The 21,547-nt window shown below is 47.1% G+C and carries 24 protein-coding genes and 3 pseudogenes; 8 read left to right on the forward strand and 19 right to left on the reverse strand.

Going from position 1 to position 21,547, the window contains the following annotated elements; genetic code table 11:
* Positions 1–276: 276 nt before the first annotated feature.
* Positions 277–585, forward strand: coding sequence for a hypothetical protein (locus NDA02_RS26105; protein WP_348256189.1), 309 nt, complete (start codon positions 277–279; stop codon positions 583–585).
* Positions 586–1,045: 460 nt separating this feature from the next.
* On the opposite strand, the gene NDA02_RS26110 is transcribed toward NDA02_RS26105, so the two are convergent.
* Together NDA02_RS26110 and NDA02_RS26115 are read right to left on the reverse strand one after the other, a co-directional pair.
* Positions 1,046–1,846, reverse strand: a complete 801-nt coding sequence (locus tag NDA02_RS26110) for a hypothetical protein (protein ID WP_348249914.1) — start codon at positions 1,844–1,846, stop codon at positions 1,046–1,048.
* Positions 1,847–2,096: 250 nt separating this feature from the next.
* Positions 2,097–2,696, reverse strand: coding sequence for a GNAT family protein (locus NDA02_RS26115; protein WP_190792362.1), 600 nt, complete (start codon positions 2,694–2,696; stop codon positions 2,097–2,099).
* 655 nt (positions 2,697–3,351) lie between these two features.
* Between NDA02_RS26115 and NDA02_RS26120 the strand changes: the two are divergent.
* Positions 3,352–3,459: pseudogene (locus NDA02_RS26120) on the forward strand (type I restriction endonuclease subunit S); the annotation flags it as partial.
* Here the strand turns inward: NDA02_RS26120 and NDA02_RS26125 are convergent.
* The gene (locus NDA02_RS26125) at positions 3,410–3,643 is read right to left on the reverse strand and encodes a DUF1016 N-terminal domain-containing protein (protein ID WP_242067379.1); all 234 of its coding nucleotides are present in this window, start codon (positions 3,641–3,643) and stop codon (positions 3,410–3,412) included. The pseudogene NDA02_RS26120 and the gene NDA02_RS26125 overlap by 50 nt on opposite strands.
* Before the next feature lie 155 nt (positions 3,644–3,798).
* Positions 3,799–4,038 (reverse strand): hypothetical protein, encoded by a 240-nt coding sequence (locus tag NDA02_RS26130; RefSeq protein ID WP_242067378.1) that lies wholly within the window; start codon positions 4,036–4,038, stop codon positions 3,799–3,801.
* A 660-nt stretch (positions 4,039–4,698) separates the two neighbouring features.
* Between NDA02_RS26130 and arr the strand changes: the two genes are divergently transcribed.
* Entirely contained in the window at positions 4,699–5,442 is a 744-nt protein-coding gene (gene arr, locus NDA02_RS26135; protein WP_190792360.1) for an NAD(+)--rifampin ADP-ribosyltransferase, read from the forward strand.
* A gap of 76 nt (positions 5,443–5,518) precedes the next feature.
* Here the strand turns inward: arr and NDA02_RS26140 are convergent, their stop codons facing one another.
* Complete coding sequence (locus tag NDA02_RS26140; RefSeq protein WP_190792359.1) at positions 5,519–6,517, reverse strand: tyrosine-type recombinase/integrase; 999 nt, start codon at positions 6,515–6,517, stop codon at positions 5,519–5,521.
* Positions 6,518–6,798: 281 nt separating this feature from the next.
* Between NDA02_RS26140 and NDA02_RS26145 the strand changes: the two genes are divergently transcribed.
* On the forward strand, positions 6,799–6,972 hold the full coding sequence (locus NDA02_RS26145) for a hypothetical protein (protein WP_190792358.1): 174 nt from the start codon (positions 6,799–6,801) through the stop codon (positions 6,970–6,972).
* Between the two features lie 699 nt (positions 6,973–7,671).
* On the opposite strand, the gene NDA02_RS26150 is transcribed toward NDA02_RS26145, so the two are convergent.
* From NDA02_RS26150 to NDA02_RS26175, 6 genes are all read right to left on the reverse strand, one after another.
* Entirely contained in the window at positions 7,672–8,319 is a 648-nt protein-coding gene (locus NDA02_RS26150) for a HupE/UreJ family protein (RefSeq protein ID WP_348256190.1), read from the reverse strand.
* A 194-nt stretch (positions 8,320–8,513) separates the two neighbouring features.
* The gene (locus NDA02_RS26155; RefSeq protein WP_348249917.1) at positions 8,514–8,888 is read right to left on the reverse strand and encodes a nitrile hydratase accessory protein; all 375 of its coding nucleotides are present in this window, start codon (positions 8,886–8,888) and stop codon (positions 8,514–8,516) included.
* A gap of 80 nt (positions 8,889–8,968) precedes the next feature.
* The gene (gene nthA / locus NDA02_RS26160; protein ID WP_348249918.1) at positions 8,969–9,598 is read right to left on the reverse strand and encodes a nitrile hydratase subunit alpha; all 630 of its coding nucleotides are present in this window, start codon (positions 9,596–9,598) and stop codon (positions 8,969–8,971) included.
* 27 nt (positions 9,599–9,625) lie between these two features.
* Positions 9,626–10,372 carry a nitrile hydratase subunit beta gene (nthB, locus tag NDA02_RS26165; protein ID WP_348256191.1) on the reverse strand — a complete coding sequence of 249 codons (747 nt, stop codon included), beginning with the start codon at positions 10,370–10,372 and terminating at the stop codon, positions 9,626–9,628.
* Positions 10,373–10,498: 126 nt separating this feature from the next.
* Positions 10,499–11,032, reverse strand: a complete 534-nt coding sequence (locus NDA02_RS26170) for a DUF1097 domain-containing protein (RefSeq protein WP_348249984.1) — start codon at positions 11,030–11,032, stop codon at positions 10,499–10,501.
* 33 nt (positions 11,033–11,065) lie between these two features.
* Positions 11,066–12,022: a GTP-binding protein gene (locus NDA02_RS26175; protein ID WP_348249983.1), complete on the reverse strand. Its 957-nt coding sequence runs from the start codon at positions 12,020–12,022 to the stop codon at positions 11,066–11,068.
* Positions 12,023–12,445: 423 nt separating this feature from the next.
* Between NDA02_RS26175 and NDA02_RS26180 the strand changes: the two genes are divergently transcribed.
* The gene (locus NDA02_RS26180) at positions 12,446–12,607 is read left to right on the forward strand and encodes a hypothetical protein (RefSeq protein ID WP_348249982.1); all 162 of its coding nucleotides are present in this window, start codon (positions 12,446–12,448) and stop codon (positions 12,605–12,607) included.
* Positions 12,608–12,820: 213 nt separating this feature from the next.
* Here NDA02_RS26180 and NDA02_RS26185 read toward each other — a convergent pair whose 3' ends face one another.
* The 4 genes from NDA02_RS26185 to NDA02_RS26200 form a co-directional block, all read right to left on the reverse strand.
* The gene (locus NDA02_RS26185; RefSeq protein WP_190792351.1) at positions 12,821–13,627 is read right to left on the reverse strand and encodes an ABC transporter permease; all 807 of its coding nucleotides are present in this window, start codon (positions 13,625–13,627) and stop codon (positions 12,821–12,823) included.
* The gene (locus NDA02_RS26190) at positions 13,624–14,436 is read right to left on the reverse strand and encodes an ABC transporter permease (RefSeq protein ID WP_348256193.1); all 813 of its coding nucleotides are present in this window, start codon (positions 14,434–14,436) and stop codon (positions 13,624–13,626) included. Before NDA02_RS26190 ends, NDA02_RS26185 begins: the two co-directional genes overlap by 4 nt.
* Before the next feature lie 74 nt (positions 14,437–14,510).
* Positions 14,511–15,563, reverse strand: a complete 1,053-nt coding sequence (locus NDA02_RS26195) for an ABC transporter ATP-binding protein (protein ID WP_348249981.1) — start codon at positions 15,561–15,563, stop codon at positions 14,511–14,513.
* Between the two features lie 31 nt (positions 15,564–15,594).
* Entirely contained in the window at positions 15,595–16,692 is a 1,098-nt protein-coding gene (locus NDA02_RS26200) for an extracellular solute-binding protein (RefSeq protein ID WP_348249980.1), read from the reverse strand.
* A 217-nt stretch (positions 16,693–16,909) separates the two neighbouring features.
* Between NDA02_RS26200 and NDA02_RS26205 the strand changes: the two genes are divergently transcribed.
* The 3 genes from NDA02_RS26205 (at position 16,910) to NDA02_RS26215 (ending at position 18,820) form a co-directional block, all read left to right on the forward strand.
* On the forward strand, positions 16,910–17,413 hold the full coding sequence (locus NDA02_RS26205) for an Lrp/AsnC family transcriptional regulator (protein ID WP_190791115.1): 504 nt from the start codon (positions 16,910–16,912) through the stop codon (positions 17,411–17,413).
* 347 nt (positions 17,414–17,760) lie between these two features.
* Entirely contained in the window at positions 17,761–18,495 is a 735-nt protein-coding gene (locus NDA02_RS26210; RefSeq protein ID WP_190791114.1) for an isochorismatase family protein, read from the forward strand.
* A gap of 61 nt (positions 18,496–18,556) precedes the next feature.
* Complete coding sequence (locus tag NDA02_RS26215; protein ID WP_348256192.1) at positions 18,557–18,820, forward strand: hypothetical protein; 264 nt, start codon at positions 18,557–18,559, stop codon at positions 18,818–18,820.
* Here the strand turns inward: NDA02_RS26215 and NDA02_RS26220 are convergent.
* From NDA02_RS26220 to NDA02_RS26235, 4 genes and pseudogenes are all read right to left on the reverse strand, one after another.
* Positions 18,817–19,633, reverse strand: a pseudogene (locus NDA02_RS26220) (IS6 family transposase). The gene NDA02_RS26215 and the pseudogene NDA02_RS26220 sit on opposite strands and share 4 nt — an antisense overlap.
* Before the next feature lie 106 nt (positions 19,634–19,739).
* Positions 19,740–20,006 carry a hypothetical protein gene (locus tag NDA02_RS26225; protein WP_190791112.1) on the reverse strand — a complete coding sequence of 89 codons (267 nt, stop codon included), beginning with the start codon at positions 20,004–20,006 and terminating at the stop codon, positions 19,740–19,742.
* A gap of 286 nt (positions 20,007–20,292) precedes the next feature.
* Positions 20,293–20,529: a DUF433 domain-containing protein gene (locus tag NDA02_RS26230; protein WP_190791111.1), complete on the reverse strand. Its 237-nt coding sequence runs from the start codon at positions 20,527–20,529 to the stop codon at positions 20,293–20,295.
* Between the two features lie 869 nt (positions 20,530–21,398).
* Positions 21,399–21,547, reverse strand: a pseudogene (locus NDA02_RS26235) (IS5/IS1182 family transposase); the annotation flags it as partial.

Consider the following 21,547-nt stretch of genomic DNA (forward strand, 5'->3'; position numbering starts at 1 on the left):
ACGGCATTAATTGCTTTGCGACGCAGGTCGTCACCATAAGGGGAAGGCATAGGCACTTCTAGACGCTGGTTTTCCCCTAGCCTAGCGTTCTAACCTAATCGCGTAAAGCTATACACTCCCAACTGCTACAAAGCACTCGACTTGCTACATCGCACCGCTACCCACACCTCTTTTGGCTGGCAAGGGCAATTGCCTCAGTTCAGAAGTCCGTAATTTCACCCTTAGCAAATTGACTTGGTATTAAATAGAACTGAGAAGTCCTTAAAGGAGTGTTCTGTGAAAAAACTACTGGTGATGAGCGGTATTGCTTTGTGTAGCTTAGTTCTGTGCTTGCCTGCTATTGCTCAAGACATAAGTGTGGATGTGTACGAAGACGGCAGCGCGACGGCGGTGGATAGCGAGGGCAACGCGGCCTATGTCGATGCAGACGGCAGCGTCACGACCGTGGATAGCGAAGGCAATGTGGAACATGAAGATGTCGATGGCAGCGTCACTGTGATGGACAGCGAGGGCAACATAGGCTATGCCGATGAAAACGGCGCCGTTGGCATCAGTGCCGATGGGGATGTCTTTGTAGAAGAGTAGGAATCTCAGAGCGATCGGACGTCTTAGTTCTTGGGTTTGCGAGGAGGGCTGATCGTCATTTTGAAACTTGGCCGAAAAGAAACATTGGGCGAATTCTTGTAGTATGCCTGAAACGCTCGCTGCTTTATCAAGCCTAGTAAACGTGCTGCCGAACTGACTCATTTTCGGCAATCGTAGAGGTGGTAATGATGGAGTTGAACTGCAATGCCGTCTTGGCCGCCGTGCGGTTAACAGGCGGCATCTGTTCCAACGATGTGTTGTGTCGCGCCGATACTAGGGTTTTCAAGCACTAACATAGTTGCACCATGCGCTGACACAACAATTGCTTAGACTGAATCTTTCCGCCTAAAATCCTAATTTGGCGATAAGGCGGAAAAATTTAGTCTAACTACCCCTTCGATCGCATCCATCAAGCCGCTTCTCATCAAGTTCTGGAAAAACAAATATAGATTGCGGATGCTCACTTTTCCTCAACGGCGGGTCTGGTATCAAGCAAGTAGGGAATCACGCCATACTTGCGGGGAGTTCGTTCCAGTTTTCCATTCACAGCGGCAACATCCGCCTTACTGCGATCGATCTCACGGCTCTTAAGCAACCAGTAAGCCGCAAACGTCCAGATGCCCGCAACCTCAATAAAAAACACCGTGCGCGTGCCAAAGGGACGAAGCTGAAAAAACTCCAGCACGGCAACCACCAGCGGAAATACCCACATCACCGTACCAATGATGCGATACCACCGTTTGTAGAACTCCCTCGCATCCGAATCTTTAATCAGCGGTAGCGTATCGCCAGACCGGAAAATACAGACATAGCCGATCGTCAGAAAAAATAGAATTGCGGCAATTCCATGAACCGAGACTTTTGGGCAGGTTACGCCACAGGTCCAGTCCATTGGAAACATTGCGACGATGATCAGCAGTACTCCAGCAATATTGAGGGCTATGTTCTCACGCCGTCCATACCCCCGGTAGAGCACCAGGAAAACGCCGATCGCCCAGAGAATGCCAACAAACCAGTTCCGCATTACCCCGTTGCCTGCAACCTCAAACAGTCCTGGGGGTTGCCCTGTCGACACAAAGGCATGGTAATAGGCACTGATTGAATCCTGAAGCGGCAGTCCATACTTGAGGATTCCCCAAACTGACAGAATTACTGGGAGCGCGATCGCCAGGTAACCAATCCCACGCCGGAGCGCACCGTAGGTCGTAACGATGTGCTCCTCAATAGAAGATGGACCCGAGGATAAACGAGTTTGAGTCATATTGAGTCACTCACTTACTTTATTTGTTTGACAGCTTGATCTGTCTGATACAACAAACCCGTCCTGAGTGAGTCCGTAGAACTTAAATAAGGTTCACATCTCCCAGGCAAAACCCCTTCAGATTGATTAGTTTTAAGTGCGATCGGGTTCGGCATCAATCCATCACTCAACAACGACCCCGTTCACCCGCCGCTATTAACTTTTCGGACTCAATCAACTATCTCTCAACGGTGGGTGTGCAACGGGATTGCTATGAGGCGCGCTCTGGTGGTTTTTCGACCAAATCCACATCATGAGGCGAGGCAACATAAATGAGTTGATCGATCCATTCTTCATTTTCGTAAAGGAAGCCACGACGAATACACTCTTTTTGCATTCCGACACTTTCCGCCAAGGCAATGGATGCTTGATTATCTAGATTAATGATAGCTTCGATCCGGTGATAACCAAGCGACTCAAAACCCGCAATTAAGGCGGCTCGAACTGCTTCTTTGCCAATGCCTTTCCGCCAATGTTGGTTATGAATTTCATATCCGATTACTGCCCACTGGTAGTTGTCACGTCGAATTGTGATCAAGTCAACGTTTCCAAAATGCTGCCTTGTATAGCGATCAAAAATTCCAAAGATGAAGAAGAGATCAGATAGAGCTTCTTGTTGATGTCGCTGACATAGATTCGTGAACCATTCGCGATCGCAATGTTCCAAGCTCACCAACCCATCGTCGTATTGATGCTGGCTTTCCATGCGTCCAGCAAAGCCAGCAATCCAATAATCGTAATCACCTGGCTGCTGAGGGCGAAGGATTAGGCGTTCGGTTGTGAGGGTCAATTTCCAGACCGTTTCAGCCATTATCTACACCAGTGCAACTCGCAAACTTGCTCAATTTTATCTTGGTACTGAGTAGCAACAGTCCTCATCTAAAACCTGAGCCGCATAACTTTCATAGACTGAATTATTCTGTCGATCCACCTATTTTAGAGAGTGATATACAGAATCGTTCTGCCGATTCATCCAGTTTCGGGAGATCGGCAAAATAATTCTGCATAATAAGCTCATTTAGGCGGAGCGACAGAGACTTTCTGTTTATCTTTATACGTAGTATGGATGTAACTTTAGGTATATTTTTTACATAGTATATCTTCCCTACTCATTCCTTTCATGCAGCCACCTCCTAAGTTGGAGTGTGGTTCCTGCGGCTGTCATCAAGCGATCGCCATCGGGGTGGAAACTTACCCCCACACCCAGGACTTGAAATCTTGCCAGGTTCTCAAGCATGCTCCGGTATGAACATTCCAGGGATTCACGATCAAGTCTTGCCCTCCACTCGCCAGCATTTTGCCATCGGCGCTAAAGTTTAGCGCGCGAATCCAATCGTTATACGCATGGAGGATGTGAATAGGCTGACCAGTCTGACTATTCCAAAGGCGAATTGTATGATCACCACAACTGCCCGTTAATAGGGAGCCATTTGGGCTGAACTGCACGGAAAAAACGTGAGAAGTATGCCCTTAACCAATCCATCCCTGCTAAAGCCTTTCGAGGTGAACTGGTTAAACAAGATCCTAATGATGAACCTGCCTCAGTGTTGCTCGATCGAATTCGGGCAGAACGAGAAAAAGCGCAAGATCAGATTCAGGTTTAGGAAGTAGCCGCTGGAAGTTAGTGACCGTGCCACCCAGGCGATTACGCAGGTTCGTTTCAATTTGTAGAACCAGGACATCCCGGCTCCAGCCATTTTCAATCGCTTGCTCAGCGTACCAGAGCCGTTCAGCGGGGTCTTTGAGCTTTTCAAGCAGGCGATGTTATGTCGCCAGAGCAATTGTGCAACGCTGTGTTGCACGACTTCTTCGTCAGGGTAGGCCTCGGCAAGGGTTCGCATGTATCTGAGGTTGCGAAAGGATTTGAGCGATCACCCCTCTCTCGACCGCTACTCAATTCTGGGCAAGGTCATCTACTCAACCCTTCCTTTGTTTGCCTGACGACTTCGACTCCTCTGTCCTTTTGTGCCTTTGCTGCCTTGTTGCACTCTCTCAGGCATTCCAGATTGATAGCAAGGTTCTCTAAACTGCCGATATTGAGAAGCACACAAAACTTGCCCTCGAGCAATAATCACCTGCCACTCTGCTTCAATCGGCTTTTCTGGTGCGACAACAACCAGCAAGTTTGGGTCTTCCAAATAGTGGCGTTTCATAAAATTGTCTAAATTAGTCAGTTCTCTGAGGGAATAAAGCCCACCTGCAAAAGGCTTAAGCGGGCTGTTCGGGCGAATAAACAAATGTTTGCTCCCCTGAAGATCAACAGGCAGTTGAGGATTATCAATATTGGAAGAGAACAATTCTGACAGGGGTAAAATCTGCCCTTCTGCATTCAACAGCTAGGGTTTGAGATGGGGATAGTAGTGGGTGCAGTAATACTGTTCAATCGTCCCGATGATTCCTGGTGTCCAGGATAAACCGGAATTCTGGATTTGTTGAGCGATGTGAAGTGAGCCGTAGAAAATGAGGCACTCTGTTGAAGAAAAGAAGCGTTGATAATCTGTGTTGCCTCTGGTGTAGTCAATAATTTTGACATTGTGTCCTTGCTTTTAGATCTCAGATGCCAGCGGAGTCATAGAGCAGCCAAAAACACCGTCTTCTAAAATCCAGTTAACCATCTAGCTACTCTCGTTCCAGTTATGGATGTATCTACTGTAGCTTTTAGGCGATCGTCCCCCAACCCTTCATTGCACCAGACTGTTGAGGGTGATCGGATAGGACTAAGGCTACTGGCAGCCGGTGAATGTCGCCATTAGCGGTAGTTGCGATACACTTCTTATTGCCGATAATGTCTAACAATTAAGAGGCAAATAATTATGGAATTCAACCCAAACAACAATGTTGTTAAACTCTGCCTTCAAGGTATGGGCATGGAAGAAAAAGGCAAACCTGAAGAAGCAAGTGAATTTTTTCTTCAAGCCTGGAACGAAGCGACAAGCGACTTTGAGAAATTTATTTCAGCTCATTATGTAGCCCGACATCAAAAGAATGTTTCCGACAGATTAAAATGGCTCGAAACGGCTTTGGAGTTTGCATTAAAAATAAATAACGACTCCGTTAAGAGTGCTTTCCCTTCTTTATATTCAAACATTGCCAAATGCTATGAGGACTTAAGCAACCCTGACAAGGCAAAAAAGTGTTATGAATTAGCAACTTCGTTTAAGGATAAACCTTCTGACAAAGGCCCCTTTTATCATGGAACGAAAGCAGATTTGCAGGTTGGCGATTTGCTGACAGCGGGGGGCAGTTCTAATTACAAACCTGAACTCAAAATGAATCACATTTATTTCACAGCCCTTGTTAATGGGGCGGGACTAGCTGCTGCATTAGCAAAAGGCGATGGACGTGAATATGTTTATATCGTTGAACCGACAGGGGATTTTGAAAATGACCCGAATGTTACAGACAAAAAGTTCCCGGGCAATCCGACACGCTCATATCGCTCCCAAGCGCCATTAAAAATCATTGGCGAAGTAACAGATTGGGTGAGACAAACACCTGATGAACTCCAAAAATGGCGTGAAAAGTTGGCCAATAACAAAGGAGAGATTATTAATTGATTTCTGAGATGCCCACATCCTGCTCATAAAACAACGAGCCGTTGCGAGAGGGAACTGCCGCCGCTGATGTGGGGCGTTAACTCTTCTCATCACTATCCTCACCGATCGCCTTGAGATACGCCTCAGCCGCTGCCTGCTTAAACACCCCTTTCGTGTACCGTTGAAACACGCGATCGCTCTTGATCCCCATCAACTCCTTCCCAAACAGGGGATCAACACCCCGCCGTGTTACCTCTGTTCCAAACGTGTGGCGGAAGCGGTGTGGATTAATGTCTTCTACCCCAGCAACTAACCCCAGCTTTCGCACCATTTTGTGCAGCCCTTTGTAGCCTAACCTCTGCCCCTTATTCTTCGGGTCCTGCGCTAGAAACATCGGACTCTCCGGCAGTGGTTCAAACACCCCGCCCTGCTGCCGTCGCCACTCTAAATAAGCTTCCAGGTACGATCGCGCCTCCCGGCTCAACGGCAACTCACTCACGTTCTGCCCCTTGGATCGATGCACCTTCAGCATCTTGCCGTTCCAATGCTCCACATTGAGAGCAGACGCTTCTGATGCTCGCAGTCCATGACTCAGCACTGCCACGATCGCCCGGTCGCGCACCCGTGTTGCATCATCAAAACTCAACGCTTCCCATAGCAGACTCAAATCCTCCGTCTCTAGATGATCTGCCTGGGGTTCCTCCTGCCGCTCCAGATCGATTGCATCCGTAGGCAACGGTTGATTCATCGGATAGCCATTGCTCCGGCGGAGCCAACCATAGAACGATCGCAGCGTATTCAGTACATGATTAATCGACGTGGGCTTCAATCCCTTCGACTTTAGCTCCCGTCGATATTTCCCAATGTCGCTGGGGGTGACGTCTAGCCAGGACTTATTGCACCAGGCAGCAAACCGAACTAGTTGTCCTCGGTAAGCCCGCTGTGTATTCTCCGCCTTGCCGGTCTGCCGCAGGAACTCCTCGACTTGCCAGTGACGTAAATCCGGGGGTTCCGATCGCCGAGGTTCCTCCTTCTTGCCGCCCTCAAGGGGCACGATCACGATCGGGAGGATGGGGCTAGGGGGGGAGTCAGGCATGGTTGGAGCAGAAGTTACGTCGATATCAGGTAGAGATAAGCGAAATCATCTCTATCTAACAATTCTAAGACAACTTTCATGTCCAATCTTCTCAAAGTCTCTCTAATCAAGCCTTTGAAGGCAATCGGGATCATGCTAAACCTTGCTCAACTTGATGCGTGTCAAAATAAGGTCAAGCATTACGAATCTGACACGCATCAAAACTGAAATACCCAGACCTGAACGCCAGACTCGTAGAGCTAGAAACCGAGATTGCTGCCCTTCAAGCAGCGGGAGAGAGCTTGCTCAATGCCCGGATTGACTCCTCAGTTCCAGGTGGGACAACGGTGCGAGGGCAACTCTCAGTTCAGTATCGCTTGAGAGTGCAGGGGCAGAAGGCGCGCTACTTGAAAGTGTCCCAAGTGGCAGAAACGCGAGCGGCGATCGAGCACTGTAGCTTGAGTAGCATCAACTAAGGTTGCGTCGCAAAGATTTTAGGGAATTATATAAATGTTTGTGTCAAAGGCCAGGAAATGAGAGCTAATGAACGACTAGACCCAAGGCACTCGCACTATGACTTTTCGACCTGAACTGCTCGATGAATTGCTCAAAGGCTATGAGACTTCCGAAGACCTGCTGGGGGATGGAGGGATACTCAAACAGCTAACGGCTGTTTTGGTGAAACGCTGCTTGAACGCGGAAATGAAAACCATCTGGAAGAGCAACAGGCGGAGCCTACAAGCCAAAGCAAACCCGTTCGTAATCGCGGCACTGGGCACAGCGAGAAGACTATCAAAGGAGAGCTTGGAGAGGCTCAAATCAGCGTCTCTCGCGACCGCAACAGTAAGTTTGAACCCATCATCGTTAAGAAGGGACAGACCCGCTTTGACGGCTTTGACGACAAGGTCTTGTCCCTCTATCCCAGAGGCATGAGTACCCGCGATATCCAGGCACAACTGTAAGACCTGTATGGCGTAGAAGTCTCAGCTGGGTTGATTTCTAATGTCCCCGATGCCGTCGAGCAGGAGCGTAAAGTTTGACACAATCGAGCTTTGGCTCCGGTTTATTCCATCGTCTATTTTGATACCCTTGTGGTCAAAGCTAGACAGATGGACGGGTAGTTAACAAAGCAATTCACCTGGTATGAATAGCTAATGCATAACAAAAATGTCCCACTAGTTTAGAACTACGCCTGAGAGAAAAGCTACTCCAATTCCAGCCAGTGTAAATCCAGCAAAACGTAAATTCATAGTCTGCTGTTCTCTACTCCCTCCCATTCTCTCAACGGTGAGATAAACACCAATCGCTATAGCCATTTGAATGGTCGTAAACCCAACTAAGTATGCCAGCAAAGGGAACATCTCTGAACCGACTACAGCTTCACCATAGGCATAGCCATGGAACAACCCTGCTACGGCTGCAAGGGCGATGACCACTCCTGATGGTAGGGAATTTTTCAGAGCTAAGAGTAGCCCAAATAGCAATACTGAGGCGGAAATGAAAAATTCAGGGGCAGGCAAATCAACATTCAATAAATGCACAATTGTGCCAACCAAAGAAGCAACGACAAAAGAAACTGGAATGAGCAATCCCCGCTGAAATACAACAGCCACAAACCCTACAGCAATCACAAAGGCTAGATGGTCAGGTCCAATTACTGGATGCCCCAGACCTGATAAAAAACCTTCAAAAACATTGGCAGGGGCTTTATCCCCAAAAGGATGGTGAGCCAGAGCCGGAGAACTTGAAAGTAATAAGCTGGAACCAGTCAGTCCACAGATTACCAGCTTTCGATTCAACAATGTGGAAAATTTAGCGTACATCGGGGTTGCTTCCTAAGTGTGTCTTGTGTATCGAGAACTGCAACTGTCATGAGTCGTAAGCTAATTACCTGACACGTTTCTAATGCAGATCGGATAAGACAGAGTGAAACCCAACATTAGACAATAGCTTGAGGTACGTTGAGTTTCGCTATCGCGCAATCAAACCTATCAGGTATCAAGCCTTTTAGACATTTTCAGTCAGCCGAGTTTGCAGCATTTTCATGGCAACGTTCGCAGTTCAGTAGAACGTCTAGCTTTTCATCGAGTTCTGCTTTGTCTATTAGACCGGCTTCCAGCACCAGCTTCTCTAAAACGGCATACCAGCGCTGGTAATAATCCCAGGTGGAGTCGTTCAGGTCGTGCTCTGACTCCCATTCGCTGATGGTGGCAATCAGGTTCTGGCGAAAGTCTTCCCACTCGTAGTGCCCCTTTTTTGACAGCGCAATGGCGAGGGCAAAGGCGACCTGCTCCCAACTGCGACTGAAGGCAAGCTGCCCATTCTTGCGGGGAGGAGATTCTTCACTGCCCATCAAACTGGAAGCAGCAAAATGTTCAAATCGAGTAAACATGGAAGTTTCGCCAGTAAGTAAGGTAGGGGTGGCAATAATTGTCAAATACAATAGGGTAAGAAAACCGCAGGACTGACAGTCTAGGGTGCGGTAACTTTTGCCACGCCCATCATTGATTCTGGAGTGACTAAAGACGCCAGTTCTTCTTCGCTCATGTGATCAGTACCTGGAGGTTTTTCGGGCAGTACCCACCAGCGAATTTGCCCGCTACTATCCCAGACGCGAATATCTACGGAGCCGTCTAGATCCAGACCGAACTCCTTGAGTACCTTTCTAGGTTCACGGGCAGCTCTAGCCCGAAAGGTGGGGTCTTTGTACCAGTAGGGGGGCAGCCCCAGAGTTGGCCAGGGGTAGCAGGAGCACAGCGTACAGATAATCAGGTTGTGGACTGAGGAAGTATTCTCAGCTACCCGCATATGTTCACCCTCTGCTCCAGACATACCCGTTGTCATGCCCAGGGAAGTACAGGCTGCATTGCAATCTTTAATCAACAGTTCCTTAAATTCTGGATTGACCCAAGCTTTGGCGACCAGTTTAGCCCCATTGAAAGGTCCCATTTGGGAATCAAAATATTCCAAAACTTTGTTGACGGTTTCGCTACCAATAATGCCCTTTTCAATTAGGAGGGCTTCGAGTGCTCTGACTTTGGCGGCGCTTTCCAGCTCACGGTTGGGGCTGTAGCTAAACCGCTCATCTCCAGGAATTGACATAGATACCTCATTTCAAGGACATTAAGACTAGGCTGCTTCGAGATAGATTTCAAACAAATCAGCATAGAAGGTTGAACCAGGCTCGGCTAAATCTTCACCCCAAATGTCTTTAGAGTCGAAGCGGACGCTGTAACTAGGCTGAGCTAGTTCCAAACCATCGGAAGGACCCGGGAAATAGGCGTAGCAACCTTCGTAGACCAGATCGATCACCCCAGGTTTGCCACGCAGGTGACCGGGCAGCCGGGTATGTTCTGCCACCGGCATGTCTTTAACAACCACGCCATCTCCTACGGTAAACTTCGGTTGAATGTCGATATCTCGTTTTGGGGAATCGCCAAGCTGCAAATACTTAATAACCTGATTATCGATAGCAGGAATCTCTTTTTCAGGTAATGGAGTGGGATCAACGTTTCCCTCTTTGAGATAAAAGTTGGTTTTCTCGTCGAGTTCTTCCTGAGAGATGTACCCTTTTTCTACGAAGAAGCCAGAGATTCCTCCTAACCATTTTTCGTAATAGCGCAGTCTGAAATAGTCAAACGGGTTCATGGCTTCTGCGCCCCGGCGCAGGTCTGCCCAAGTCCAGATATCCTTAAAGGCGGTTGGAACTTGGTTGATGGGGTATTGAGGCAAGGCTTCTTTAAGGTGAGCGCTCAACCCCATCATGGCAGCGTGAATGCCAAAAATGCGCTTTTCCCAGGGTTCAACGAATACCTTTTTCTGGAAGTCCACAGGACCAAGTCCTTCTAGACCTCCAAGGGAGTGTTGTAGTTTCATCAGCAGTTGATCTCCTCTTTTACGTAATTAGCGATGCACAAATAGAGTTGAATTAATCTTGGAAGGCAATATTTCCTCTGAGGAATGCAGTGAATTTAGGCTGATGGGTCGAGCCTACCCTCCAATTCAACTTCTGATTTTTCTTGCTCCTTCGCCTGCTCTGGCTACAGCGGGAGTAGTAGTCAAAGCCTTACCCCATGCCTCGGATAGATAGCCAAGGATGTTCCCCAAAATCATAGCTGCGATCGCAATTAAAACAGGGTTATTGGGCAGGGAAGCAGTCACGGGCAACCCGGTCACGGCAACGGTGCCAACAGTTTGCGAAAAGCCCCAAACAATTGCTGGTGTAACGCCGTGGGTAAAGGGCAGCTTAGATGCCTGCACCATAGCAGCACTACCAATGCCTACACAGATAGCAGCAACTAGTGGAGTATTGCCAATCAAATCAATAGACCACAGCGACAGTGCTGCAATGATAATGCCCGTGATATTACAGAAAATAGACTTGATAAACCCCTGAACGCCGCCTCCCACAACAAAGAAAGAAGCCCATGCGGTAAAGGTAACCCAAACCGGTACTGGAATTACCGTTGCCGTCACAAAAACATCAACCCCGCCAAGCACGCCAATACTAATGGTTAATGCTTCGGATTGTTTCATGGCAGATTGCTCTCCGAAAGGATAATGTTGCAGTTACATCAAACACTCACTAAAACCAAGCCGCAGTTCAAGTTCGTCTAGATCACGACCAATAAATACCAGGTCATTACGTCGAACTTCATCGGGTTGCCAGGGGCGGCCGGGACGACCATCGAGGGTCATGTGAACGCCCTGGAAGACAAACCGCCGGTCTTCGTAGTCCATATTCAAAATCCCCTTCATGCGGAAAAGGTCGGGACCACGGGACTGTACTAGCTGATAGAGCCAGCGATTGAGTTTGTCGCCGTTGATGACACCTGGTTCCTGAATAGCGACGGAGGAAATGGTCTGGTCATGGTCGTGGGCATCCTCGTTTAGGAACTCCGGGTCGATGCTGAGGGCATTTTTCAGGTCGAAGGCACCGACTCCCAACACCGCATCCAAAGAAATTTGGCACTGCTCGGTCTGATAGGTTTTTGCGATTGCATTCATTCCCCGAATTCGGTGTTCCAGTTCCTCTAAAACCGGGGGCGACACTAGATCAACCTTGTTGAGCAAAATTACGTCGGCAAAGGCGATCTGCTCTTGGGCTTCGCTGCTGTCCCAGTGATCCCAAATGTATTTGGCATCAACTACGGTGACAATGGCATCGAGCAGGAGGCGCGATTTCATCACCTCATCCACAAAAAATGATTGAATTACCGGAGCTGGATCGGCTAGTCCCGTAGTTTCAATCATTAAATAATCAAAATCTTCAGAACGGTCTATCAAGTTGCTGATAATGCGAATCAGATCGCTACGTACGGTACAGCAGATACAGCCATTATTCATCTCGAAAATTTCTTCGTCAGCACCAATAACCAGTTGATTATCGATGCCAACCTCGCCAAACTCGTTAACAATAACCGCAATTCGCTTACCGTGTTGAGCTGTTAGGATGTAATTCAGCAGAGTTGTTTTGCCCGCGCCCAAGTAACCCGTCAGAACCGTTGTTGGAATAAAACTCTGCAAGGTGAAGTAACCTCCTTAGTCGTCCTGTCAGTCCGTTTGCAAAGAAAAATAAATAAACAAATAGAGATTGCTACTTCAAAATCTCAGAAAGACCAATAATCCAAAGCAGAAATCTTTCTAAAATACTTTAGCTGGACTATTGCTTTTGTTTTATCAACTTCATTGAAATTCTAAGCAAGCTAGGATTTATTAATTGTATATCAAGCAACATATTCTAAGTTATCGCAAATACCAAAGAGAATTTTTATAGTGTAAATTAACTCGCTTTATAACCTCATCAATAAATGAGATGACTATTGGGAGAATGGTTAAGAATGTTGTGTATTGCAATAAATAACCGAAATTTACCCATGGAATGTGCAACGAGTTTCGTCGACCGTTCTAAAAGTTTTGTAAGGCAGAATCTAGGGGTTAAACAGCAGAATGAATAATGTGGTCGATGGTGTTCATTTGCTGGAGGGTTTATGGATAGCGATCGCTGTAATGGGACAAGAATGGAATGGTGTAGAGCTAGAAGTGACTGAAGAAGAACGGTTGCGTGTACCAAGCGAGTTTTGGAAAGCAGTGTTACTGGAACGGTACTAGTTAGGAAGTGAGTTTGTAGGGATCTGGAAGAAGCCCGTTCAACCTGTTGGCAGAAAATCAATGAAAATTTACAGCAGTAGATTCCCGGACACTTTGAAGTAGAGTAGGGTCGAAGGGTTGTCGTCCGATGGAATGTTTCAAGGAGAGGGCAACCACGCCTTAGAGCGTTTTAAGTTTAATTTCACCTGACTACTGAGATAAGCAGGAACTTGATTATGGTTCTGCAGAAACTTTGGCAGAGCTGCTCAATAGTTGTAACAGACTGCCGAAGCGGTTTACCAGAGCAAATAGCAAGGCAGAGAGTGCGACAAATAATACAGTGACACATGCCATAACAGGAGTGTAGCCATAGTGCAAGCTATTAAAAATCTTGATTGGCAAAGTTTCAACTGTAAAACCCGAAACCATGAATGAAACAATGTACTCATTTAAGCTGAAGACAAAAGCAAAGGCATATCCTGCAACTAGGTAGGGCTGAATCAGCGGAAGTACAATGGTTATAAAGACAACTGATTCATTTGCTCCCAGCGTTTTTGATGCCTCAACGACTGACGATCGAATCGATCGCAAGCCGAGTAGCGAGGTAACGAGTGGAAAGGGAACAAGGAGAATTGCATGGGAAAGTATCGTCGCGTAGATGCTCCCATAAGCACCGATTGATGCCCAAAAGCTGAGGAAACTAATTGCAATCACAACAGGCGGTAAGACGGCTGGTGCTAGACCGAGGTAAAATAGAAATTGGTGGTACCCCTTTCCAGTGCGCCAAAGAGAATAGGCGATCGGTATCGCAATCGATGATGCGATCGCAGCCGCAGCACAAGCAATTCCAAGGCTATTTGCCATTGGCAGGAGCCACTCTGACCGAGTAAACAACTCTCCATACCACTGAAAAGAAAATCCCCTCGGTGGAAATATCAAACTCTTAGTGGAATTGACAGAGACACCGCCCACGACCAGAAGTGGCGCAGCTAAAAATAATAAAACACCGCTAATTAACCCGTTTCGGAGCCAGTGATTCATAAATCTGTCTCCTGATCTGAAGTTGAAGAAATTAGGCAGACCAGCACAAGCGTCAGCAGCATCAGCATCAGTGACAGTGCCGCAGCGAAGGGTAAGTTGGATTGCTGAATTGCCTGATCCGTAATTAAAACTGAAATGGTCCAGTGCTGGGGGTTGCCAAGCATCTGCGGAATTAGATAGGAGCCGATCGCAAAGATAAAGGCAAAGAGGAAAGCCGTAACGATCGCACGTCGCTGCATCGGTAGAATGATGTCAAAAAACGTGCGAACTGGAGAGGCACCTAAGGTTTGTGCAGCCTCGGAGACTTCAGGATTTAACCGGGCGACAGAAGGATAGAATACTAAAACGGCAAAGGGTAAAGTGCGATAGGTCAACGCTAGGAGTACAGCAGCAAGTCCTGGTGCCCAAGCAACTGCCTGGGGGAGAAGTTTTAGGAAAACCAGTAGATTCGATAGTCCGGCTGACTCCGACAGCAGCACTGACCAGCTAAAACTAATAATTACTTCTGAGAGCGATAGTACCGATAGGATAAAAATCAAAATAAAGACTTGAGCGGTTTGAGAGAGCTGAGTGAGCAGATAGGTAAACGGAAATGCAACTCCGACACAGCAACTTGCTGCGACTGCTGCGAAGATAAAGGAGAAAACCGTTTGACGGAGAAATAGCGGCGTAAAAAACCGAAGATAGTGGCTTAAATCAAAACCAGGACTGTAGAAACCTGCTGGAGCGCGTTGAGCTACACTGACGATCAGCGTCATGCAAAGCGGGATCAGCAGAAATATCCCCAGCATTACTGGTGGATAGAGCATTCTCAGCAAGCGTAGCTTACCCGTTAATTGATCTGCCCTGGTAGCAGGAGCGGGTCTAGCGATAGATTTTATACTCATTGCAGGATAATGCAGGAGTTGGCTGAAAAGGAAGCAGTCACTGTATCGCCCTGAGCCAGACGGGGTCTAGCTTTCGGTAAAACTGTGCTAACAACTTTGCGTCCCCGACAGTCTAGATGTATTTCTACACTGGAGCCAATATCCCGAATAAAAGTAACAGTGCCAGGAATGCAGTTGCGACCTGATGGTTGCCCTGGCACTACGGTCACATCTTCAGGACGAACGCCAATACTGACCTGTTGCCCTGAACTGAAGCGATCGCCCAGTTGCCATCCAGTGAACAGCACCCCCTCTACTTCGATCGCCGTCTCATTGCAAACAACCCCTCGCAGGAGATTGTTGGTGCCAATAAAGTCTGCAACAAAGGGATCTGTGGGATGACGATAGATCTCTAACGGTTTACCGACCTGCCGAATTTTGCCCTCGTTCATGACGACCACTCGATCAGATATGGTCATTGCTTCTTGCTGGTCATGGGTGACCAAAATGGTTGTAATGCCCAAACGCTGCTGAAGCAGTCGTAGCTCTAGCTGCATGGCTTCTCGTAACTTGGCATCCAGGGCAGAAAAGGGTTCGTCCAGCAAAAGTAGTTTGGGATGACGCGCTAAGGCACGAGCAATTGCAACACGCTGCTGCTGCCCTCCTGAAAGCTGGGAGATTCTGCGCGATTTTACCCCCGGTAAACACACTAGCTCCAGTAACTCATCCACTTGCTTTTCCTGCTGAGATTTCGGAACTCTCTGAATGCGTAATGCATAGGCAATATTTTCACCCACTGTCATGTGCGGAAATAAAGCTAAGGATTGAAACACCATGCCAATATCGCGTTGATGGGTTGGCACCTCTGTAATGTCTCGACTTCCTAAGAAGATTTGTCCGCCATCAGAAGTTTCTAAGCCTGCAATTAATCGCAGCAGCGTTGTCTTGCCGCAACCTGACGGTCCCAGAAAAGAGACTAACTCTCCTGAGAAAATTTCAAGATCAATATAATCGACTGCATTGACAGCACCAAAATGTTTGGTGATACTCTTCAGACCTAAATAAGCCATGTCTATTACCTCAGCCTGAGAACAAAAGACACTAGCTCGTTATCATTTCTGTCCACTTTTGAGCAATCCAGTCTCCTTGCTCCATGTAGGTGCGGTAAGCAGGAATAATGGGCGAAATATCGCTTGCAACGGCGTTGAATTCTTCGTCTGTTAAATCTGTATCCTTGCGATCGATAACGGGAGCAACGCCAACATTTCGGGAAAGCTTGGCTTGAATTTCAGGCTGGCACATATAGTCCATGAAGACGTATGCCTCCTCCAGCTTCTTTGAAGGACGGCTCATCACCCAGCAGCCCGAATCGTTAATCCCTCCCTCTTGTGTAAAGGTGGACCGAATCGGTTTGCCCTGTTTCGCTTTCAATACAGAGACGTCGTGGTAATACTGTCCCATTGCCAGTTCTCCAGTTTCCAGGGCTTGCTGAAACTGAGCTTCATCTCGATACCACAATTTGACATTCGGCTTAATTTCGGCCGCCTTATTCAGCACTTGCAGAATCCCGTCCTGGGTTTCTAGAATTTTGCTGCCGTCAAAGAAGGTTGCTGCGGTGATGTCTAGTAAAAAGCCTCCAGTGGGAAGCGCGTTCATCCCCAGTTGATTCCGATATTGCTCATCCCATAAACTAGCCCAGGAAGCAGGTACGGTGGGGTGCTTTGTTTTATTAGTTACAAAGGTGACATACCAGGAGGCTGCACCAATTCCATCCACTCGTCCATCCGGATAGCGATGAATAAAGTTATCCTTCAAATACTTTGCATTGGGAATCCGTTCAAGGTCAAAGGGTGTCCATAAGTCTGAAGCCTGCCCACGCAGCATCGGGATCTGAGCCATCATCGATAGATCGGTGGGTGCCTGATTTGCTCTTGCTGCTGTCTCTAGCTGGGTGTACCAGGCATCTGCGGCAGGAGTCGGCACAGATTCGATTTCGATCCCTGTTGCTTTCGTGAATTCAGGATAAATATTTTTGACAAATGCCTCCTCAAAAAAACCGCCAAACGTTCCAACCTTGAGGCTCCGCTTTCCGTCTGTTTGTACAGAGGGAGCTTGCGGAGAACAAGCAACTGCTGCTGTAAAACCTGCAAAAGCAGCCGCGCCTCTGATAAACTGTCGTCGATTAATTGAATGGCCCATAATATTTTCCTCGTGTGCTCAGAACAATTGGAAGAATTAGACACAGTTCCGATACAAATTTGTCTATATGCCTCTAGTACGATTTCAGAATGTAGAATGACTAAAGTAATTTCGGTCAAACCCAGACAAATTCTTGCAAGATGGACTGATATTCAAAAATATAGACTCATTGCTCCTTCCAGTTTCTAGTTAGAATTTGCTCCCTATGAATTATGAGATGAACCACGACGATAATCTTAATGAAGAGCAGGCTAACGAATCGGAAATTAGTTCGCTGGATCTGCAAATCATTCAACAGCTTCAACAAGATGGCAGAATGGCATACAGCAAAATTTCGAGAGAACTCGGTGTTCCTGAAGCAACGGTACGATATCGCGTTAAGCGTTTGGTTGATGATGGAATCATTACGATTAATGCTTTTTTAAATACGGGTAAGCTCAATTACGCCAATGTTGCCTATATCGAGATAGAGACAAGCGCCGAGTTTCACGAAAGACTACTTCAGGAATTAATCGAGACAGAAAATATCAGCTATCTCTCCGCAGTCACGGGAGAATACAACATTATGCTGGAGTATGTTTGCCAAAGTAATGAAGACTTGCTTGAGTTTACAAACTGGCTTAAGCGACAGCCGGAAGTTCATCGCTTAAACGTTAGAGTAATACTCAAAATATTTAAAGCACAGTATCCAATTCGGGTGAAAAACACAAGACAGAGTTAGCACCGATTTTCCTCCTATGGTAAGCCACTGCACTTATCGAGATGATGCATTTTTAACGAACTCATAGTCCGTGTCAGTCCTGTAACTATAATACGGAAGCTAAATCAGCCTGCAAAAGCAGAACTCATTCAATCGATATTCATGCGTGACAGAACTAATGCGTAACGAATTAAGGATAAACCTTTCCTTAGGCTGAAGAATATCGCCAAATCAGCAGCAGATTTTGTACTTCTGAATACAAAACACGCAAAAAATCTAGTTTTTGTTACCTTTTCCTGAAATAAAACTCGACTATATTTACCAAATCGGTAAATATGTAGAGTGTAAATGCTAATCCGCTAGCAACCATGATGAAAGTAGCTGCTGATCCATATGCTTTTCCCTATCAACAAGAGCTTACGCCTCAGAACACGGCTCTAATTGTGATCGATGTGCAAATTGATTTCTGCAATTTTGGGGGATACCTTGACCAGAAGGGATTCGATATTTCGCTGACGCGAACCGTCATTCAGCCAATCAAAGCTTTGCTGACGGTCGCAAGAGCAAAAGGATTTCCAATTTTTCATACCCGTGAAGGGCACCGTTCCGACTTAGCGGATTTGTCAGAAGTTAAGCACTGGCGGAGTCATCGTGCTGGGGCAGAGATCGGAAGTGAGGGTCCACTGGGGCGTATTCTTGTGAGGGGTGAACCCGGATGGCAAATTGTTCCAGAATTGGCTCCTTTGCCCGGCGAACCCGTGATTGACAAGCCTGGTAACGGTGCTTTCTATGCAACGGATCTTGATTTGCTACTTCAGCGAATTGGCGTCAAGAACCTAGTGATCTGCGGCTTGACTACTGCTGTTTGTGTCCATTCTACGTTACGTGAAGCAAGCGATCGGGGCTATGACATTTTGCTGCTGGAGGATTGCTGCGCTGAGAGCGATCCTCGGCTCCATGCAGCAGCGATTGAGATGGTGAAAATGGAAGGAGGTATTTTTGGAACAGTCGGAACCTCCCAAGCTTTCATTAGTACAGTCTCATCGCTACCGGATGTGAAGGAGCAGCAATCCGAGCTAGATCAGTATGTTGCTTTCTCTTGATTTTATTGAGTACAAGTCACGGAACTGTTTTTAAGCCAGTTTTTCAGGTGGAGGAGTATCTATGGGTAAAGTTCTGCGGAAACTTGTACAGAAGTTTCCTGTGCTTCTTCTGGTTGTCATTGGTTTGGTTGTGTTTTTGATGGGAAGGGTAAAAGCTCAGGCTACTTCGATCGCAGCAGTCGGAAGTCCCAGTTCTGCGATCGAGATCGTAAGCCAAGCAACCCAACAGGCTACCTCTGCCAAAACTGTCAGAACTGATTACACAAATCGCCGCTTTTTTATAATTTTTATCATTACAGACTTTCTCTTTCCTATCTTCGATTAGATAGCTTGGAATATCTCCTGTAACTCGCTAATTCGTTTAATAGAGCGTTCTCGTTTCTCAGATAAAGACACGAACTCTGCCATTCTTGTTCTTGGTCGCAAAAATTGCTGAACTTCATCAAACGCTTGACAAAATCGTTTCGCACTCTCAAGCACCCCAAAGCCTAAAGTGGGATAGTACCGTTGCTTGATCCCTCGATGGCTCTATTCGATCGGATTTCCCAAACAACCCCTCACTTCATGCTCAACATCCATTCCCAATTCCTCGTCAATTGCTCTTGGGTACGAAGCCAGACATCTGTCACTACTCGTTGTGGCGGTTGTTGGGCAACCTCATGAGCCTCAGCAAAGAAGGCTTTTGCCGCTGCCATAGCTCGTTTCTCGCTCAATTGCACATCGGCTAAATTCCCATCTTCATCAATGCCTTGATACAAATAACACCACCTCCCCTTGACTCGGATGTACGTCTCGTCCACAAACCAGATCTTGCCCACCTTCCCCTTGCGTTTGGCTCTCAGTTCCTTGGCAAAGGTTGGAGCAAAGCGCCCTTCCCAATTCCGTGCAGTCTCATGGGTAAACTCAAATCCTTGCAGCAAAAAGAATTCGGCAATGTCGCGAAAGCTGAGCTTGTAGCGGAATCGACACAGTAGGGCTTGAAAGACGATATCGGTAGGTACCTCGATGAAGTTGAAAGGTGTATCTGTGGGTTCATTAAAGGTACAACGACAATTCTTGCAGCGAAACAGAGCATAACCCAAGTTCGTCGTGCGTTGCAAGCAGGTATACGGGCTGAGCAACAATCAGGGCAGTTCATGGAGAGCTTGCTGAGCACAGCTTGGGGGCAGTAGTCAGTCTATCAATTACGGGCTTCTGTCCTCAAGTGAGTACCCAGTTCTGACAGTTTCCCTTGGTTAGCGACGCTACTGCTCCATGTAAATCAAATCTTTGGGGTTCAAATCCACTCGCTCGCCTCTAGGGTTTTTGCCGCTGACCCATAAGCGACCAGAATTCGTCAATACTCGCTCAACCATCATCTCTTCCCCCTGTAAGAGCGAACCAGGAATGCTTCCCGCTTCTCCATTCACATGCTGAGTATTGACAAAAGCTTTAACCCTGAAACTGATGTTATAGAGGTCTACGAACACTACCCCATTGGCAAACCCAATTTCCTTCAGTTTTATCCGCATGGTGAGCGCCTCAGTCAGTCTTCTATATAGCCGATGGTCTGAATTTCCTTCAGTTTACGACTCAATCTGTAGACTCAACATGAAAGTGCCAGAACTGAATACTCATCATTATTCCTTACTGAGAATTTCACTTCATTTTTTCGAGTGAAACCCTGATTTTTTCGTTTAACTTATTGAGAAAATTCTCAACCATATTAAGAATTGAGATTTGAATACTCAGTTCTGACAATCTCGGTACGAGCAGCTTCAATTGAATCCAACTGCTGGGGAAACTGGGGTTGGTACCCTAGCTCTCTAAGTTCTCAGCGATCGCCTCATCAATTTCCTCGGTGTTCTGAGCATAGTAAGTGCGGGCAGCTTTCAAGTCGTCTCGGGTCAACTGAGGGTAGTCGCTGAGCAAGTTTGCCTCGGAGCATCCCTGCCCTTGTAAAGCAATCAACTGCCACACCGGAATCTGCGTCCGCCCGATACAAGCAGCTCCATTGCAGATTCCAGCAGTCTTTCTGATTTTTGGCGGTGCCATATCTTGTTCCACTAATCTTGTGATTTGGCTAGTTCTAAACTAGTTATCGGTAGAGCGATCGAGTTCGAATGTTTAGGTGTGAGCTGGGCAATGATGACTCAGCTACAGGCTCAGCCATCGGGGATTTCAAGCCGCAGTTTTACTATTCGCAGTTCATCGCGATGCAGAAAATCACTCTTCTTTCATCGTGACACAGAAGATCAATAAAGGTGAGAGCGATGCAGAAAGGTGGGATAAGAGAATGTGAGTTGCATCCTACAGCGATTGAACGATTGTGGGCGACGAACCGACAAACTTGCAAACCTTTGCTCAATACCGACTCCGGTTTTGTGTGGAGGAATCATTTTTGGATCTAAAGTCAAATGGATTCAATCTCGAAGCCTCCAGGTTGCGGGACAGATTTGCGTTCTCTCAGTTGTGCAGGGTGATTGCCTTGACGATGCTGTTTTTAGTACTGGGGGGGGCAGGTGGTTGCCTCTGGCAAGCGTCGCCAAGTCGATGCTCACTGGTATCGCGGCATAAGTTATCTGAAAATCGGTTAGAACTGGATTCGCCTTGTCATTACTCACCAATGGCAAATGCAGGTTTATCCGTTCCTCTCAAGTTCGCCTGATCCTCAACCTGCCATCGCATCTAAGCGACAACAAAATGATTCCTTCAAACGTGAATTTACTGTCCTCAGCCGCTTTCTAGCTTCTTAGTTCTGTCAGTCAAGCAGGTTCCCCCAGTCAATCCTATCAACAACCCCTTGCCGATGGCTGTCTCTGCATTGTCGGAATCTGAACCCTTTATTGTCGCATACCCTCCAATGCACTAGAGTTGTCGGGAAATAAGAACAGAGCTAGCCAATGCGACCTTTCAAGTTCTTCCTATGCCGCAGTCAGGTAGAAGTTCCATAATCCTGCTGCGGTTAGCATAAGGTGATCATCAAACTCCGCTTTTCGATTGCGATAGATAGCGCTCACCGCATTGTAACGCTTGACTCCAGCAAACGCATTTTCACAGACCACTCGCGATT

This window comes from Leptolyngbya sp. ST-U4, assembly GCF_039962215.1.
Classification (GTDB): domain Bacteria; phylum Cyanobacteriota; class Cyanobacteriia; order Elainellales; family Elainellaceae; genus Leptolyngbya_A.

Excerpts from the sequence above, each read along its gene's own strand:
- NDA02_RS26110 (WP_348249914.1), bottom strand. The coding sequence starts at position 1,846 with ATGACTCAAACTCGTTTATCCTCGGGTCCATCTTCTATTGAGGAGCAC.
- NDA02_RS26115 (WP_190792362.1), bottom strand. The coding sequence starts at position 2,696 with ATGGCTGAAACGGTCTGGAAATTGACCCTCACAACCGAACGCCTAATC.
- NDA02_RS26130 (WP_242067378.1), bottom strand. The coding sequence starts at position 4,038 with ATGAAACGCCACTATTTGGAAGACCCAAACTTGCTGGTTGTTGTCGCA.
- arr (WP_190792360.1), top strand. The coding sequence starts at position 4,699 with ATGGAATTCAACCCAAACAACAATGTTGTTAAACTCTGCCTTCAAGGT.
- NDA02_RS26140 (WP_190792359.1), bottom strand. The coding sequence starts at position 6,517 with ATGCCTGACTCCCCCCCTAGCCCCATCCTCCCGATCGTGATCGTGCCC.
- NDA02_RS26150 (WP_348256190.1), bottom strand. The coding sequence starts at position 8,319 with ATGTACGCTAAATTTTCCACATTGTTGAATCGAAAGCTGGTAATCTGT.
- NDA02_RS26155 (WP_348249917.1), bottom strand. The coding sequence starts at position 8,888 with ATGTTTACTCGATTTGAACATTTTGCTGCTTCCAGTTTGATGGGCAGT.
- nthA (WP_348249918.1), bottom strand. The coding sequence starts at position 9,598 with ATGTCAATTCCTGGAGATGAGCGGTTTAGCTACAGCCCCAACCGTGAG.
- nthB (WP_348256191.1), bottom strand. The coding sequence starts at position 10,372 with ATGAAACTACAACACTCCCTTGGAGGTCTAGAAGGACTTGGTCCTGTG.
- NDA02_RS26170 (WP_348249984.1), bottom strand. The coding sequence starts at position 11,032 with ATGAAACAATCCGAAGCATTAACCATTAGTATTGGCGTGCTTGGCGGG.
- NDA02_RS26180 (WP_348249982.1), top strand. The coding sequence starts at position 12,446 with ATGAATAATGTGGTCGATGGTGTTCATTTGCTGGAGGGTTTATGGATA.
- NDA02_RS26185 (WP_190792351.1), bottom strand. The coding sequence starts at position 13,627 with ATGAATCACTGGCTCCGAAACGGGTTAATTAGCGGTGTTTTATTATTT.
- NDA02_RS26190 (WP_348256193.1), bottom strand. The coding sequence starts at position 14,436 with ATGCTCTATCCACCAGTAATGCTGGGGATATTTCTGCTGATCCCGCTT.
- NDA02_RS26195 (WP_348249981.1), bottom strand. The coding sequence starts at position 15,563 with ATGGCTTATTTAGGTCTGAAGAGTATCACCAAACATTTTGGTGCTGTC.
- NDA02_RS26200 (WP_348249980.1), bottom strand. The coding sequence starts at position 16,692 with ATGGGCCATTCAATTAATCGACGACAGTTTATCAGAGGCGCGGCTGCT.
- NDA02_RS26205 (WP_190791115.1), top strand. The coding sequence starts at position 16,910 with ATGAACCACGACGATAATCTTAATGAAGAGCAGGCTAACGAATCGGAA.
- NDA02_RS26210 (WP_190791114.1), top strand. The coding sequence starts at position 17,761 with ATGATGAAAGTAGCTGCTGATCCATATGCTTTTCCCTATCAACAAGAG.
- NDA02_RS26215 (WP_348256192.1), top strand. The coding sequence starts at position 18,557 with ATGGGTAAAGTTCTGCGGAAACTTGTACAGAAGTTTCCTGTGCTTCTT.
- NDA02_RS26225 (WP_190791112.1), bottom strand. The coding sequence starts at position 20,006 with ATGCGGATAAAACTGAAGGAAATTGGGTTTGCCAATGGGGTAGTGTTC.
- NDA02_RS26230 (WP_190791111.1), bottom strand. The coding sequence starts at position 20,529 with ATGGCACCGCCAAAAATCAGAAAGACTGCTGGAATCTGCAATGGAGCT.